The sequence below is a fragment of the Desulfogranum mediterraneum DSM 13871 genome (genome assembly GCF_000429965.1).
In the GTDB taxonomy this organism is placed as follows: domain Bacteria; phylum Desulfobacterota; class Desulfobulbia; order Desulfobulbales; family Desulfobulbaceae; genus Desulfogranum; species Desulfogranum mediterraneum.
The window spans coordinates 178,535-193,003 of record NZ_AUCW01000012.1 but is presented as its reverse complement, the minus strand read 5'-3'; the positions used below and the strand labels follow the sequence as shown (position 1 = coordinate 193,003).

General features: G+C 62.2%; 13 protein-coding genes. 7 read left to right on the top strand and 6 right to left on the bottom strand.

The genetic code is table 11. The annotated features are described in order from the left end of the window. Positions 1-8: 8 nt before the first annotated feature. The 5 genes from pta to G494_RS0105435 form a co-directional block, all read right to left on the bottom strand. Positions 9-2,117: a phosphate acetyltransferase gene (pta, locus tag G494_RS0105455; RefSeq protein ID WP_028583718.1), complete on the bottom strand. Its 2,109-nt coding sequence runs from the start codon at positions 2,115-2,117 to the stop codon at positions 9-11. A 159-nt stretch (positions 2,118-2,276) separates the two neighbouring features. Continuing rightward, positions 2,277-3,461, bottom strand: coding sequence for an iron-containing alcohol dehydrogenase (locus G494_RS0105450; RefSeq protein WP_028583717.1), 1,185 nt, complete (start codon positions 3,459-3,461; stop codon positions 2,277-2,279). Next, positions 3,458-5,446 (bottom strand): transglutaminase TgpA family protein, encoded by a 1,989-nt coding sequence (locus G494_RS22060; RefSeq protein ID WP_051305415.1) that lies wholly within the window; start codon positions 5,444-5,446, stop codon positions 3,458-3,460. The genes G494_RS0105450 and G494_RS22060 overlap by 4 nt, the downstream gene beginning before the upstream one ends. Next, positions 5,443-6,396 carry a DUF58 domain-containing protein gene (locus G494_RS0105440; protein WP_153305769.1) on the bottom strand — a complete coding sequence of 318 codons (954 nt, stop codon included), beginning with the start codon at positions 6,394-6,396 and terminating at the stop codon, positions 5,443-5,445. Before G494_RS0105440 ends, G494_RS22060 begins: the two co-directional genes overlap by 4 nt. Next, positions 6,393-7,358, bottom strand: coding sequence for an AAA family ATPase (locus G494_RS0105435; RefSeq protein ID WP_051305414.1), 966 nt, complete (start codon positions 7,356-7,358; stop codon positions 6,393-6,395). The genes G494_RS0105440 and G494_RS0105435 overlap by 4 nt, the downstream gene beginning before the upstream one ends. Before the next feature lie 507 nt (positions 7,359-7,865). Here G494_RS0105435 and G494_RS0105430 point away from each other — a divergent pair. Both G494_RS0105430 and G494_RS26630 read left to right on the top strand, forming a co-directional pair. Beyond that, positions 7,866-8,333 (top strand): superoxide dismutase, Ni, encoded by a 468-nt coding sequence (locus tag G494_RS0105430; protein ID WP_232362490.1) that lies wholly within the window; start codon positions 7,866-7,868, stop codon positions 8,331-8,333. Positions 8,334-8,674: 341 nt separating this feature from the next. After that, entirely contained in the window at positions 8,675-8,836 is a 162-nt protein-coding gene (locus tag G494_RS26630) for a hypothetical protein (protein WP_153305768.1), read from the top strand. A 2-nt stretch (positions 8,837-8,838) separates the two neighbouring features. On the opposite strand, the gene G494_RS22055 is transcribed toward G494_RS26630, so the two are convergent. Continuing rightward, positions 8,839-9,768, bottom strand: a complete 930-nt coding sequence (locus G494_RS22055) for an ion transporter (RefSeq protein ID WP_084456446.1) — start codon at positions 9,766-9,768, stop codon at positions 8,839-8,841. A gap of 228 nt (positions 9,769-9,996) precedes the next feature. Here G494_RS22055 and G494_RS25170 point away from each other — a divergent pair, with 228 nt between their 5' ends. The 5 genes from G494_RS25170 to bioA all read left to right on the top strand — a co-directional run bounded on the left by G494_RS25170 (position 9,997) and on the right by bioA (position 14,230). Further along, the gene (locus G494_RS25170; RefSeq protein WP_051305413.1) at positions 9,997-10,494 is read left to right on the top strand and encodes an LEA type 2 family protein; all 498 of its coding nucleotides are present in this window, start codon (positions 9,997-9,999) and stop codon (positions 10,492-10,494) included. 242 nt (positions 10,495-10,736) lie between these two features. After that, positions 10,737-11,309 carry an AmmeMemoRadiSam system protein A gene (gene amrA, locus G494_RS0105410; RefSeq protein WP_028583713.1) on the top strand — a complete coding sequence of 191 codons (573 nt, stop codon included), beginning with the start codon at positions 10,737-10,739 and terminating at the stop codon, positions 11,307-11,309. Next, the gene (locus G494_RS0105405; protein ID WP_232362489.1) at positions 11,309-11,950 is read left to right on the top strand and encodes a hypothetical protein; all 642 of its coding nucleotides are present in this window, start codon (positions 11,309-11,311) and stop codon (positions 11,948-11,950) included. Before amrA ends, G494_RS0105405 begins: the two co-directional genes overlap by 1 nt. Before the next feature lie 14 nt (positions 11,951-11,964). Then, positions 11,965-12,948 carry a biotin synthase BioB gene (bioB, locus tag G494_RS0105400; RefSeq protein ID WP_028583711.1) on the top strand — a complete coding sequence of 328 codons (984 nt, stop codon included), beginning with the start codon at positions 11,965-11,967 and terminating at the stop codon, positions 12,946-12,948. Beyond that, complete coding sequence (bioA, locus tag G494_RS0105395; protein ID WP_028583710.1) at positions 12,941-14,230, top strand: adenosylmethionine--8-amino-7-oxononanoate transaminase; 1,290 nt, start codon at positions 12,941-12,943, stop codon at positions 14,228-14,230. The genes bioB and bioA overlap by 8 nt, the downstream gene beginning before the upstream one ends. Positions 14,231-14,469 lie beyond the last annotated feature (239 nt).

Below are 14,469 nucleotides of genomic sequence, written 5' to 3'. Positions count from 1 at the left end.
TGAGTGTTTTAAGGCTGGAGGGCTTGGTTGGTGCTTGCCTGGGCCTGGATGGCGGTGATGGCCACGGTGTTGATGATGTCCGGTACCAGGCAGCCCCGGCTTAGGTCGTTCACCGGTTTGTTCAGCCCCTGGAGCACCGGGCCGATGGCCACGGCCCCTGAGGATCGCTGGACCGCCTTGTAGGTGTTGTTGCCGGTGTTCAGGTCCGGGAAGATCAGGACCGTGGCCCGGCCGGCGACCGCACTCTCGGGCATCTTTTTCCGGGCCACCGTGGCATCGATGGCCGCGTCATACTGGATGGGACCGTCGATCAACAGGTCCGGTCGCCGTTCTTGGGCCAGCCGGACGGCCTGGCGGACAAGGTCCACATCACTGCCCTGACCCGAGGAGCCGCTGGAATAGGAGAGCATGGCAATTACCGGCTCAAGGTTGAACATCGCAGCGGTGTCGGCGGAGCTGATGGCGATCTCGGCCAGCTCTTCGCTGTCGGGGTTGGGGTTGACCGCACAGTCGCCGTAGACCAGGACCTTGGTGTCCAGGCACATGAAGAAGACACTGGACACCATCAGGACATCGGGCGCGGTCCGGATGAGCTGGAAGGCCGGTTGGATGGTATGTTGGGTGGTGTGGGCGGCTCCGGAGACCATGCCGTCGGCCAGACCCTCGTGGACCATCATGGTCCCGAAGTAGCTGACATTGGTGATCCGGTCATGGGCATACTCCATGCTCATGCCCCGATGGCTGCGCATGGTGTAGAGTGTTGCGGCAAACTCTTCCCGCAGGGGTGAGTGATGGGGGTCGATAAAACGCACCCCAGGCAGCTTCAGGCCCAGCTGGGTGGCCCGGTTGCAGATCTCTGCCCTGTTGCCCAGGATGGTCAGCTCTGCCACATCACGCAGCCGCAGGATCTCGGCTGCCCGCAGGATCCGGTCATCGTCCCCTTCGGGCAGGACGATATGCTGTTTACTGGCCCTGGCCCGCTCGAACAGCGAGTACTCAAACATCAGCGGCGACATGGAGCTTGCCGGGCTACGGACGATCTTCTGCTCCAGGGCTTCGCTGTCCACCCGGGCCTCAAACATTCCCAGGGCCTTGGCGATCTTCTGCTCGTTGTTGGCACGGAGCACCCCCTTGACCTCGCCGGCCTGCATGGCGGCGGTGTAGGTGTCGCCGGCTACCAGATAGATGGGCAGGGCCAGGTTGTCGGTCCCCTGGAGCAGCTTCTGCATGGATGGCGCCGGCAGGAGGTTGCCCGAGAGGATCAGGCCGGCAGCAGAGGGCGTCGTCTTGGAGGCAATGGCCGCCAGGGTGGCCAGAATGATGTCGGGTCGGTCGCCAGGGGTGATGATCAGGTCATCTTTACTGATAAATTCCAAGAAGTTGTTGATGCTCATGGCCGCCACCTTGACCGCCGCCACATCTCGGAGCAGGTGGTCCTTGGGCCCGGCCACGTAGTCGGCCTTAAGCGAGGAGGTGATCTCCTCCATGGTGGGCCGGCAGAGGCTCTTTACCTCGGGCAGGGCCACCGTGGCGTAGCCGGGGGCGAAGCGCTCGCCAAGGTGGGCGCTCAGCTCTGTCAGCAGGGAGGGGGAGACCCGGTTGACGATGATGGCCACCAGGTCGCACTGGTGCTGGGCAAAGGTGTTCTCCGCCACCAGGATGTTCTGGATTATCTCCTCCTGTCGGTTCTCCTTACCGTTGGAGACGTAGAGGCAGGGGGTGCCCAGTTCCCGGGCGATCCGGACGCTGATATCGTAGTCAAAGGCCTCGGAGAGGCCGCTGATGTTGGGACCTTCGCAGAGCAGGAAGTCGCATCGCTCCAAGGCCTGGCGGTAGCGGCTGACAATGGTGCGGTAGATCCGCTGTTCCTCTCCCCCGGCCAGCAGCTCCCGGGCCTGGTCGGCGCTGATCCCGGTCATCTCTGCCGGCTCAAGCTGGATACCGTAGCGCTGGCGGATCAGGTCGATGTCGTTGTCCTGCTCACTCTCGCCATGGACCACCGGCCGGAAGAAGCCCAGTCGTTTGATCCGCCTGGAGAGCATCTCCATGATGCCCAGGGTGACCACCAGTTTCCCGCTGCCCTGCTCAAGACTTGCAATATAGAGGCTGTCTGCCATGGGATGCTCCCTTTGCTGTCGCCGCAATGAAGGTATGGTCGCTGCACAGCCGCTGCCTCGGCAGGAGTACAGCAGCCGGTTTCGCTGCCATGATAGCCTGCCCTGTCCAGGCAGGCAAGCCTTGAAAAAAAGAGGGTATTTGCCTGGGAGCGGAGAAGCCTAGAGTGCGAGTTGGAAGATCTGCTGGAGCTCTGCCCGCTTGAGTCTGATCGGGTTGCCCTGCATGCTGCTGGCCCGGGAGGCCTTCTCGGCCAGGGCATCGGCCTGCCCAAGGCGGAAGCCGTAGCCGCCCAGGCCAGGCAGCCCGTAGCGGCGGACCAGTTCCCTGAGCCAGGCAGTGCCGTCCAGGGCATCGGCCTGGGGATCAGAGCAGAGTATCCGGCTCACCTCGTGATAGCGGCCCAGGGCCGGATGGTGGGGGGCACGCCCTCGGAGGGCCTGGATGTTGACCTCCATCACCGGGGCGAGCAGGGCGGCGCAGACCCCGCCGTGGGGGGCCGGAAACATCCCGCCAAAGGGTCCGGCAATGCCGTGGACCGCCCCCAGCTTGGCGTTGGCCAGGGCCAGACCGCCGTAGAGGCTGACCAGGGCCATCTCCTCCCGGGCCTGGAGGTCGCTGGCCTGCTCACAGACCCGGGGCAGGGCCCGTGTCGCCCGGATCAGGCCATCACGGCAGAACAGGTCGGTGAGCGGGTTTGGCTGGGAGGAGACGTAGGGCTCCAGGACCTGGGTCAGGGCATCCAGACCGGTATAGGCCGTTGCCTGGGGCGGCAGGCTGAGGCTCAGCTCCGGGTCGATGATGGCTACCCTGGGCAGCATCATCGGGCTGCGCAGGCTGACCTTGACCCCGTGCTCCTGGGCCGTGAGCACGGCATTGGCCGTGACCTCGGCCCCGGTGCCGGCGGTGGTCGGGATGGCGATATAGGGCAGCGGTGGCTGGCTCAGGGGCTTGCCGCGGCCCACGATCTCCAAGTAGTCCAGGGGATCACCGGGGTTGGTCAGGAGCACGGCCATGGCCTTGGCCGCATCCACCACGCTGCCGCCGCCGATTCCCACCACCAGCTTACAGCCCTGGCTGCGGGCATGGTCCAACCCAGCCGCAACGGCGGCCACGCTGGGTTCTTCCCGGATCTGGAAGCATGTTGTCGCCAGCTCCTGCTGGTGGAGTAGCTCCAGGGCCGGCTGGATGCGCTCCGGACTGCTGCCGCAGACCAGCAGGACCGTGGAGCCCCTGGGGGTCAGGGAGGCCGCGGTTTGGCCCAGGGTGGCCAGGCTGCCGCAGCCAAAGACGATCCGGGTTGCCGTGGCAAAGGTGAATGGAGGAAGCGGAGGGTTATGGCTCATGGGGTCTCCCTGGTACGAGTGGAAAAGTCGGTGACAGCCCGGCGAAAGGCGGCCAGCTGAGTGGTATCACCTTCCCGGCTGAAGCGCAATCGGATATAGAGCGAAATCACCTCCCGGGCCGACGCTGCCAGGTCCGGGCGTTGCCGGGCGATCACCCGGGCAAAGGCCATGGGGCCCTGGTGGGCAGCGCGGTGGATGCCTGCCCGGGCCAGTTTGTCGCAGAAGCGCAGCCAGAGACGGCTGACGGGATCGCGGGCGCTCCGGGGCCGGCGGTTCAGGGCCAGGGTCAGGAACAGGGCAGCCGCCAGCAGCCCCAGAACGATTACCGCTGCCAGCAGCAGCTCCTGCTTGATCCGGAGGTCTATACCCATCCTGGAGAAGAGCCGGACCTGGCTGGGGCGGGAGTATTCCATCACCCCTTGGTTCCAGCGACTGTTGATAAAGTCCCAGAGATCCGTCAGGGGGCGGAGCCAGGGCGGTGGCCAGGATATTCCCAGGGAGGTGAGCAGCGCTTCCTGCTTGTCCGGGAAGAGGAGTTCCTGAAAGCGGCTGTTGAGTCGCTCGGGAGCCACCGTGGTGGTGGGGTCGAAGCGCTGCCAGCGTCCCTCTTGGTCGCGCACCTCGCACCAGACATGGGCATCGGCCTGGCGGATGAGCAGGTAGCTGCCGTAGGGGTTTTCCTGGCCGCCAAGGTAGCCGGCCACCAGCCGGACCGGGATCCCTGCCGCCCTGAGGAGAAAGGCCATGCCGGCGGCGTAGTGTTCGCAGAATCCTTCCCGGCTGGTGAAGAGAAAGTGATCGACGGCATCGTCCTTGCTTGGTGCGGCTTGCGGGTCCAGGGTGTAACGGAACCCCTGGAGCCGGAAGTAGCGGTAGAGCTGCTGGATGAATGCAGCCTGGGAGCGGTCCTGCTGCTGCCACTCTCTGGCCAGTTCCCTGGCACGGGGATTTCCCCGGGCAGGGAGCTGGAGGGCAGCCGCAAGGGGGGCACCGGGGGCGGTCAGGGGGCTCGCCAACCAGGAACTGACGCGATAGCTGGTCCGGCTGGTGAGCGGCCGTCCCAGGTACCAGCTGTAATCGCTGAGCTGCCTGGCCCTGGGGCTGTCGAGACGGGAAGGGGCATCCAGGGTGAAGAGCCAGGGTTGATTATGGGGTTCCAGGGTGATGGTGTAGTTGCTTGGCCTGTCCTTAAGAGCGGTCGCTGCAGCCGGGGCAAGGGTTCGTCTGCCGACGCCCCGCTGCCAGCGGCTACCGTCAAACTGCCAGAGCACGATCCCTCGCCAGTAGCGTTGTTCCTGGGGTGGCAGGGTTCCCTCAAAGGCCGCCCGGAAGGCGACCTTGCCGCTCCGGGCCAGCCGGGAGACGGAGCCGAAGGTGATGGTGTCGTTGAAGCCAGAACGGGCCGATACCAGGGGGGGACGCCCCCAGAGGCCGCCATGGAAGCGGGGGAAGAACAGGAAGAACACCAGCATCACGGGCAGGGCCTGGAGAGCCAGCAGGCCGGCAAGGCGCAGGGTCGCCCTGGCCCGGAGCGCGGGAAAGTGGAGCCGGATCAGGACAGCGGTGGTGACGATGATGGTAAAGAGGATGTAGAGGGTGGCCAGCACCGAGTCGTTGAAGAACATCCCGCTGATGATCAGGAAGTAACAGAGGATCACGGTGATCACCGCATCCCGCTGACTGCGGAACTCAAACATCTTCAGGCTGATCATCAGGGTGAGTAGGGCCACAAAGGCCTCCACGGTCAAGCCTTCGTGGCTGGCGACGGCCACCAGAAAGAGGCCGCTGCCGGCCAGGGTCTTGAGGATCAGTCCCGGCAGCGGCAGCGGGCGGAAGGCGGCTGCCAGCAGGTAGCTCCACATCAGACAGCAGAGCAGGATGGCCGGCAGCGAGATGTTGCTGAGGTGGGGCAGGGTGCAGATGACCACCGTGGCCAGCACCGGCAGGCTGGCGGCTATCTTCGGGCTTGAGGCCGGCGCGTTCATGGCTGCAGGGCCAGGGCCTTGAGGCAGCGATCCCGATGGGCCCTGCCTCTGGCCGGGGCAATCTCCTGATCCGGCAGGAGGATGCCGTAGCGCATCCCCCCTGCCGCTGCGGCCAGGACCAGGTGACAGAGCCTGGAGATCCGGGTCTCCCTGTCCATGCCCGGGAGTTGTTCCAGGGCAAAGACCAGGGTGGGGCTGTGCTGCTCTGCAAAGGTTCTGGTATGGAGACCCTGGCCTCGGGCCAGGGTCTTCCAGGCAACATGGCGCAGGTTGTCCCCCGGGGTATAGTTGCTCAGGCCAGAGACTTCGCTGCCGCTGCTGGTCTCTATCAGCTGACCGTCCCAGCCCGGGGCCCGGGTCGTGGCGTTGGTCACCAGGGGGGTGGCCAGGGGACGCGGATAGACCAGGCAGCTGAGTTGGAGCGGGACCCGGGTCCGGAGCTCCACCAGTCCCAGGGGATAGCTGCTGCTCAGCTGGAGGGAGTCCAGTTGGAGGAGCCCCCGTCTGCTCGTGGTGCAGGGCAGGCGGACGATGGTCGGGCTGTTGCCGCGGATATCGGTGCTGCTGTGATGGTGATGATCCAGGGTGGCGCTGAGGCCGATTCGCGCCGGTGGAGCGGCTCTCAGCCAGAGGGCACAGTCGAGTTGCTGACCGGCATGGACCGGTGGAGGAGCCTGGCCGCCGGCGCTGACGCCCCGCAGGTTGCGGAGGGTATGCTGGAGGGAGACCAGCATCATGCTGCCCAGGAGAAAGGTGAGCAGAAAGCCCAGGTTATTGTTGTGGTTGATGGAACCCACCAGCAGCGCTGCCAGCATCACCAGCAAGACCAGGCCGTAGCGGCTGGGGCGGCAGAAGAAGCTGCGCCGGTCCAGGGTGAAACCAAGCCAGCAGCGATCCAGGGCGGCCCCCCCGTGGCGGCGCAGGCTCATGACCCAGGTCGGCCTGCTCAAACGCTCACCGCCACGGCCTGGAAGAGCAGGCGCAGCTCCTGCTCGGGGATCTCCTCCAGGGTGTCGGCTGTGCGCAGCCGATGGCCCCCCACATGGGGCAGCAGCTCTTGGATATCCTCGGGCAGCACATAGTCACGGCTCTGGAGAAGAGCCCAGGCTCGGCCGGCCTGGACCAGGGAGAGTCCGGCCCGGGGTGACAGGCCCAGGGTAAAGGCCCCTGATTGGCGGCTGAAGTCGAGCAGGTCCTGGATGTAGTGGATCAGGGCTGGGGAGAGATGGACCCTGGCCACCTCCTGCTGCAGCTCCAGGATCTGTTCAGGTGAGAGCAGCCGTCGGGGAAGACGTCCGGATTGGAGCTGTCCCCCCCTGGTGAGCAGTTCTCTTTCCGACTCCCGGTCCGGGTAGCCGATGGCAATCCGGAAGAGAAAACGATCCAGCTGTGATTCCGGCAGGGGGTAGGTTCCGGCCTGTTCCAGGCCGTTTTGGGTGGCCACCACAAAGAAGGGGGCAGGCAACTTCCGGGTGGTGCCTTCCAGGGAAACCTGCTCCTCTTCCATGGCCTCCAGCAGGGCGCTCTGGGTCTTGGGGGGAGAACGGTTGATCTCGTCGGCCAGCAGGATCTGAGTGAAGATCGGGCCTGGATGGAAGCTGAAGGTGCCGCTCTGCTGTTCAAAGATCGATACCCCCAGGATATCTCCGGGGAGCATGTCGCTGGTACACTGGACGCGTCTGAACTCCAGGCCGAGAATCTGGGCCAGGACCTTGGCCAGGGTGGTCTTGCCGATCCCGGGGATGTCTTCGATCAGGAGGTGACCGCCTGCCAGGAGCGAGCAGAGGGCCAGACGGAACTGTTCTTCCTTGCCCAGGATAAAGTGGTCTGCCTCTGTCAGGATCTCTGCCCAGAGGCGGGAGAGCGCTGCGGGCCGGTCATCCGGGCTTGGCTTGTGTCTGGAGAACGTCATCTGGGTGATTGTCTCTTCGTGGTTGTCTCTTTGCTGGCGGTGGGAACTGCCGGGGACGATGATTCTTGGTCAGGGCTGTAGAAAAATGGTAACAATGGAACCCTTCTTTGGCAACAGCAGTCGCTTCCTCTCCGGGTAGCCCTGCGCCCGGCTCCGTTGTAGGGGGCCTGAACAGCGAGGCTGTGACGGCCTGGTCCACTGGGTTTCAAGGTGGCCCACTGTTGCAGCCCGGGTCTGCAGAGGCCTCGCTGTTCGGAAAAAGAAGCTCTTTTTCTCCCGGTCTGTTGCCCCGGCTTGCCTTCATCGTTACTGTTTGCTGCATCTGTTACTTTAGGCTAGCTTGAAAAATGAGATTTTCGATCAAGGTCAAGGCGCACGATAAATTTTACCCCGGCCATATGGTTGCTGTTTGCTGTTTAGGGGATAACGTTTTGCAGCCAAGGCCGAAGTTGGAAGGAAAAGCACTCTTTCAAGGTGGCCCTTGGCCCTTAACCAATGGAGGACGGTATGCAAGGCATGTTTGCAAAGGCTATTCTGGTGACGGTTCTGGTGGCGGTGGGTATCTGGGGAGCGGCATCACAGGCCGCAGCCCATTGCCAGGTTCCCTGCGGCATCTATGATGACCATGCCCGGGTGCAGGCCATGCTGGAGGACGGAGTCACCGTGGAGAAGTCGGCAAGATTGATCACCGAGCTGGCCGGCAAGGGGGATGCCCAGTCCCGGAATCAGCTGGTACGCTGGGTGATGAACAAGGAGCACCATGCCCAGAAGATCATCGCCACGATCAGTGATTACTTCCTGACCCAGCGGCTGAAACCGGGCCAGAAGGATTACGCCGAGCGGCTCCAACGGCATCATGCCGTGATCCTTGCGGCCATGAAGGCCAAGCAGCACGCGGAGGTGCAGTATGGTCAGGCCCTGCAAGAGAGTATCCAGGCCCTGGTGCCCTACTATCCTGCACCTGGCCATGACTGAAGGCCACCTTGGAAAAAGGCTTTTTCTTCCAATCTCGGCGTTGCGCTCAAAATTTTATCCTCGGAATATCAAATATATGCCTACGGTAAAATGTATCGCGCGCCTTGACCTTGATCGAAAATCTCATTTTTCAAGGTACCCTGAATGCTACCTTTAAAAGGTGCTTTTTCTCTTAGTCTCTGCGCTATGACGAAGGTGTTATCCCCGGAAGAGTAGCTCTATGTCTGAGCTGATGTGCCACGCACACCTTGATTGTGAACAAAATTTCAGATTATTCAAGGTTCCCTGACAAGAGCTAACACCTGCCCTGGCAGGGAGGGGCGACAACCGGGAGCAGCAGCGTGATCGATCCCTCGTCTCTTCTGATCGTGGTTGTTACCTTTACCCTGGCCGGAACGGTCACAGGGGGTATCGGCCTGGGTTTGCCCGCTGTCCTGGGGCGGAAGCTGCGCAGCCGGCTCTCGGAGCAGCGCTTTCGCCAGGTTTTTTTGCCTCCCTCTTGATCTTAGGAGTGTATATCATCCTCAGTGCCGCCGGTAGGGGCGGCTGAGGGGGAGGCGGTCTGCTCTCCCCGGGAACGCTTTCGGCTGGCGATTAAGGCCTTGAGTGAGGCCAGTTCTCCCTGCACCCGGTCAAGCTGGCTGTGGAGACTTTCAACCTCCAGGTGGGTGAACTGCTTGAGTTCTGATTTATCCGACTCCCGTGGTTCCTGTTGAGCGGTCTGCATGGCGTCCACAATGATCCCGATGAAGAGGTTGAGCACGGCAAAGCTGGTGACGATGATAAAGGGGAGGAAGTAGAGCCAGGAGAGGGGATATATTTCCATGGTCGGCCGGACGATCCCCATGGACCAGCTTTCCAGGGTCATGATCTGAAACAGGGTGTAGAGGGAGGCCGAGACCGAGCCAAACCACTGCTGCAGCTGTGGATCCTGGTGGCCGCCAAAGAGGGTTGTGGCGAGCACCGCACAGACATAGAAGATCAGGGTCAGGATGCCGACCACCGAGAGCATCCCGGGGATAGAGTGGAGCAGAGCCGTCAGGACCCTGCGCATCTGCGGCACGATGGAGAAGAGCCGGAAGACGCGTAAGATCCTCAGAGAGCGGAGGATGGAAAAGGCGCCGATGGCCGGAATCCAGGCAATGGTCACGATGAAAAAGTCGAAGTTGTTCCAACCTGATTTAAAAAAGTCAAGGCGATAGGCCGCAAACTTGAGCAGCAGCTCAAGGCTGAAGACCATCAGGATCGATTTGTCGATGGTCAAGAGCAGGGGACCGTAGGCTTGGCTGAGTTCAGGGTTGGTTTCAAGTCCCAGGGTCACGGAGTTGATGATGATCAGCAGGGTGATGAAACGGATAACAAAGCTGCTTTCCACGAAACGGTGGAGTCGACCTCGCAGACCGCTTGGCGGGATGGTGTTTTTCGGAAGAACCATGGGTGTTGAGCGCTAGAGCTGTATGGTCAGTTTCGGGTTGCCCTTAAGGGACCAGTAAAAGGATGCTGCCTCTGGTAACAAGCTTATTCGTAAATACAAAACAGCAGGTTATGCGTCAATGCTTTTCGCCTGAGCAGGAGGGGGGCTTGACGCCACAAGGTATGCGGGCCTGTAATCCTATGGTGATGGAGGAGAGGTATGGCGTTGGTGAGGAGGAGTTCGAAGGGAATGGGAAGGGGCGTCGTCCTTGGCGGTCTGCTGCTCTTGGTCCTGCTGTTCGGCGGTTGTGCCGGTCTGGGCCGGTTGGCGGAACAACCCAGGATAACCATCGCCGATATCCAGGTGGAGGAGGTCCGGGGCATGGAAACCTCCTTCCTGGTCCAGCTGAGGGTGATGAATCCCAACAAGATCGGGCTGGATGTGGAGAGCGTCGACTGTGAGCTCCACATCGATGGCCGTAAGTTTGCCAGCGGTATCAGCGGCTCCCGTCAGGAAATCCCCGCCTATGGGACCGCCCTGGTGCCGGTGCGGGTCTATGCCTCCATGTTTGAGATGATCTCTTCGGTGGTCGGCCTGATCCAGGCCAACTCCTCCACCACCACACTCCAGCCCCTCAGCTATCTGCTCACCGGCAATGTCCGGCTGGGCAACAGCGGCTTCAGCAAGAAGATCCCCTTTGAAAGTTCCGGCGAACTCTCCCTCCAGGGGATGGAGCAAAGCCAATAATGGCGCTGTCGCTTTCCCGGGTCCGGTCGGGGAGGCGTTCTGGGTAAAGTACAGTAAGATTAACTGTTTGGCTGGTTGTTGCTGATCCGTATTCCCTGTGGTCTCACAGGGGGCGGTTGTGCATTTGCCAGGGAGGTAAATGTTTGAAATGAATCGGTTTACCTATATTTATGTTGACAGCATCCACAACTGAAATAGAGTACGGGGCCTGTAGATCTTGAGGAACACGATATGGAGAGGATATGCTGAGTCCAGAGCAGGGACAGGTTCTTGTCCGGCTGGCCCGGCAGACCATAGAGGAACACCTGGAGCTAGCGGCCAGTGATCCGCTGACAGCGCGTGAACTGGACGATCCCGCCCTCCAGGAGCGGCGGGGAGTCTTTGTCACCCTCCACCAGCGGGAGGCGTTGCGCGGTTGTATCGGTTCGCTCCAGGCCATGGAGTCGCTCCTGGACGGGGTCAGGCGACACGCCCTCAATGCGGCCTTCCACGATCATCGCTTTACCCCTGTGTCCGCCCCGGAGGTGGCCGCCCTGCAGCTCTCTGTCTCTGTCCTCAGCAAGCCCCTACCACTTACCTACTCGGGACCGGAAGAGTTACTCCGGAAACTCAGGCCAGAGATTGACGGCGTTATCCTGAAGGCGCCGTCAGGGGCCGGTGCCACCTTTTTACCCCAGGTCTGGAAGCAGCTTCCGGATCCAGCCGCCTTTTTAGGCCATCTCTGTTGTAAGGCCGGTCTTGGCGAGCACTATTGGCGAACCAGTCCCTTGGAAATAGAGACCTACCACGTACATTACTTTGAGGAAGCCCGCTGATGGGTACTGAGCGTATGAGTGAGTTGTTTTTACCACCAGAACTATCCTGTGAAATCGCGGAAATTTATGAGACCATGGCCACCAGTTACGATGAGGTTGCCAGCCAGATAGCCCTCAGCTGTGAAGGCTGTCCGGATAACTGCTGTGACTCCTACTTCCAGCACTATACCTACAGTGAGTGGGCCTATCTCTGGGAAGGGATTCGGGCCCTGGAGGATGAGCAGCTGGATCGAATCATGGAGCGGGCCCGGAGCTATGTGGAGGAGTCCGGCCGTATCCTGGCCCAGGGGGAACGGCCCCAACTCAAGTGTCCTCTGGTGGAGGATGGCCTCTGCGGCCTCTACAAACATCGTCTGATGATCTGCAGGACCCATGGGGTGCCGGCGACCCTTACCCGGCCCGATGGGCAGCATCTGCGATTTCCCGGTTGCTTCCGCTGCCAGGAGATCGTTGAGGACAGGTATGCGGTGGAGACCGATGCCCCGGCCATGGAGCGTACCATCCTCTATCGTCGTCTGGCCCAGCTGGAATCGAGATTCCTGGGCAGCGTCCGCCACCTCTATCCCAAGCTCAAGCTGACCATTGCCGAGATGATTGTCAACGGTCCACCCAAAGATATTAAAACCTGCCTCAAGAAGTAGGAGAATCCCAGCTCATGCCTAAGACACTACAACAGCTCAAAGAAGAGATCCTCAAGGGCGGGCGGCCCGATCGAGCCACGGCCCTGGAACTGGCCGCCGGCCCAGATAAGGAGGCGCTGTTCCAGGCGGCCGATGAGATCCGCCGGGAAAAGATGGGCAATCGCTTCCACCTCTGCTCCATCATCAATGCCAAGAGCGGCAACTGCACCGAGAATTGCCGCTTCTGTGCCCAGTCGGCCCGCCATCATACCGGTATCGATACCTATACCCTGATTGAACCGGAAGAGGCCATGACCATTGCCAGGGACAACGATGAGCATCAGGTCCATCGGCTCTCCCTGGTCACCAGTGGTCGCAACCTCAGCCAGGAAACCGTCAATCAACTGGCCAGCCTCTACCAGGATATCGCCGCCGCCACCTCCATGCTGTTCTGCGCCTCGGCCGGACTGCTGGATGAGGAGGTCGCCGCCTCCCTGGTCAAGACCGGGGTCAGCCGCTATCATTGCAACCTGGAGGCCAACAGGGACTTTTTCCCCCAGGTCTGCACCACCCATACCTGGGAAGAGAAGGTCGCCACCCTCAAGATCGCCCGGGAGGCAGGGATGTCGCTCTGCTCCGGCGGGATCATCGGCATGGGTGAGTCCATGGAGGATCGGATCGCCCTGGCCCTGGAGCTAAGGGAGCTGGGCATCACCTCCATCCCCATGAACCTGTTGACCCCGATTCCGGGAACGCCCCTGGCCGAGCTGGAACCCCTGAGCTCTGAAGAGGTGCTCACCGTGATCGCCCTCTTTCGTCTGATCAATCCCACGGCAGTGATTCGGATGGCCGGGGGACGGCAGCAGTTGGGGGCGGATCAGTATCGCTGTTTTGCCGCCGGTGCCAACGGCGCCATTGTCGGCAACTACCTCACCACCACCGGTTCCAGTCTCGGCGAAGACCTGGAGCAGCTCGCTGCCATGGGCTTCACCTTTGAGCGGGATGCAGGGGATGAGTGATCAGTCCCTGCTCGACTTTGACCGGGAGCATCTCTGGCATCCCTACACCTCCATGACCCAGCCCCTGCCGGTCTTTCCGGTGGCCTCGGCTGCCGGGGTGCGGCTCACCCTGGAAGACGGGCAGACCCTGATCGACGGCATGTCCTCCTGGTGGTCGGTGATCCACGGCTACTGCCACCCGGTGTTGGACAGGGCTGCCCATGAGCAACTGGACAGGATGTCCCACGTGATGTTCGGCGGCCTGACCCATGGACCGGCGGTGGAGCTGGGCCGGCGGCTGGTGGCCATCAGTCCCGAACCCTTGGATAAGGTCTTTCTCTGTGATTCCGGTTCGGTGAGTGTGGAAGTCGCCCTGAAGATGGCGCTCCAGTACTGGCATAGCCTGGGCAAGCCCCGGAAGCATCGCCTCCTGACCATCCGCGGCGGCTACCATGGGGACACCTTCCATGCCATGTCCGTCTGTGACCCGGTGAACGGGATGCACTCCCTGTTTGAGGGCGCCCTGCCCAAGCAACTCTTTGCCCCGCGCCCGAGCTGTCGCTATGACCAGCAGTGGCAGGCCGAGGACCTGGAGGAGATGGAGCGGCTGCTCGAAGAGCACCACCAGGAGCTGGCGGCGGTGATCGTTGAGCCCCTGGTCCAGGGTGCCGGCGGCATGTGGATCTACCATCCCGACTACCTCAAGGGGCTGCGCAGCCTCTGCGACAGCTACGGGGTGCTGTTGATCTGTGACGAGATCGCCACCGGCTTTGGCCGGACCGGCCGGATGTTTGCCGTGGACCATGCCGGGATCGCCCCGGACATCATGTGTGTGGGCAAGGCCATCACCGGCGGCTATATGACCCTGGCCGCCACCCTGGCCACCACCGAGATCGCGGTGACCATCTCCAAGGGTGCCTCCGGGGTCTTCATGCACGGCCCCACCTTCATGGGCAATCCCCTGGCCTGTGCCGTGGCCTCCGCCTCCCTGGGCCTGCTCCAGGACGAGCCTTGGCAGGAACGGGTCGGCGCCATCGAGGCCCAGCTCACCGCCGAGCTGGCCCCGGCCAGGGCCTTGTCGACGGTCAGCGATGTCCGGGTCCTGGGTGGGATCGGCGTGGTCGAGCTGAAAGAGCCGGTGGATATGGCCCGGCTGCAGCGCTTCTTTGTGGAGCAGGGGGTCTGGATCCGTCCCTTTGGTCGCCTGCTCTATATCATGCCGCCCTACATCATCAGCCCCGAAGACCTCTCGACTCTGACCCGGGTCCTGGTCGAGGCTGCCGCTGGCAGCGGTACCAGCTAGGCGAACCCGGCAGCGGCCAGGCCGCTCTCCGGAGTCTGGGTGCAGCGGAACCTCCCGAGAGCTGCCCTGCCTGTAATCTTTTCTGAACAGAGCCTGTCTGCAGGCTCTGTTGCGTCAAGGCCTCCCTGGCAGGCGAGAAAGGGGAGCGCAGGTGATCCAGGAAAAATTTGGGGATAAGGTCGAGGTCGGCTATACTTTCCCTATCCAAGGTCCCCATTTTCTTTGCCGATACAAGGTGC

Bases quoted from the DNA above. Each gene is read 5' to 3' on its own strand.
- G494_RS0105430 (WP_232362490.1), top strand. From the start codon at position 7,866: ATGCAAGGCATGTTTGCAAAGGCTATTCTGGTGACGGTTCTGGTGGCG.
- G494_RS25170 (WP_051305413.1), top strand. From the start codon at position 9,997: ATGGGAAGGGGCGTCGTCCTTGGCGGTCTGCTGCTCTTGGTCCTGCTG.
- G494_RS0105435 (WP_051305414.1), bottom strand. From the start codon at position 7,358: ATGACGTTCTCCAGACACAAGCCAAGCCCGGATGACCGGCCCGCAGCG.
- bioA (WP_028583710.1), top strand. From the start codon at position 12,941: ATGAGTGATCAGTCCCTGCTCGACTTTGACCGGGAGCATCTCTGGCAT.
- amrA (WP_028583713.1), top strand. From the start codon at position 10,737: ATGCTGAGTCCAGAGCAGGGACAGGTTCTTGTCCGGCTGGCCCGGCAG.
- pta (WP_028583718.1), bottom strand. From the start codon at position 2,117: ATGGCAGACAGCCTCTATATTGCAAGTCTTGAGCAGGGCAGCGGGAAA.
- G494_RS22055 (WP_084456446.1), bottom strand. From the start codon at position 9,768: ATGGTTCTTCCGAAAAACACCATCCCGCCAAGCGGTCTGCGAGGTCGA.
- bioB (WP_028583711.1), top strand. From the start codon at position 11,965: ATGCCTAAGACACTACAACAGCTCAAAGAAGAGATCCTCAAGGGCGGG.
- G494_RS0105405 (WP_232362489.1), top strand. From the start codon at position 11,309: ATGGGTACTGAGCGTATGAGTGAGTTGTTTTTACCACCAGAACTATCC.
- G494_RS0105450 (WP_028583717.1), bottom strand. From the start codon at position 3,461: ATGAGCCATAACCCTCCGCTTCCTCCATTCACCTTTGCCACGGCAACC.
- G494_RS22060 (WP_051305415.1), bottom strand. From the start codon at position 5,446: ATGAACGCGCCGGCCTCAAGCCCGAAGATAGCCGCCAGCCTGCCGGTG.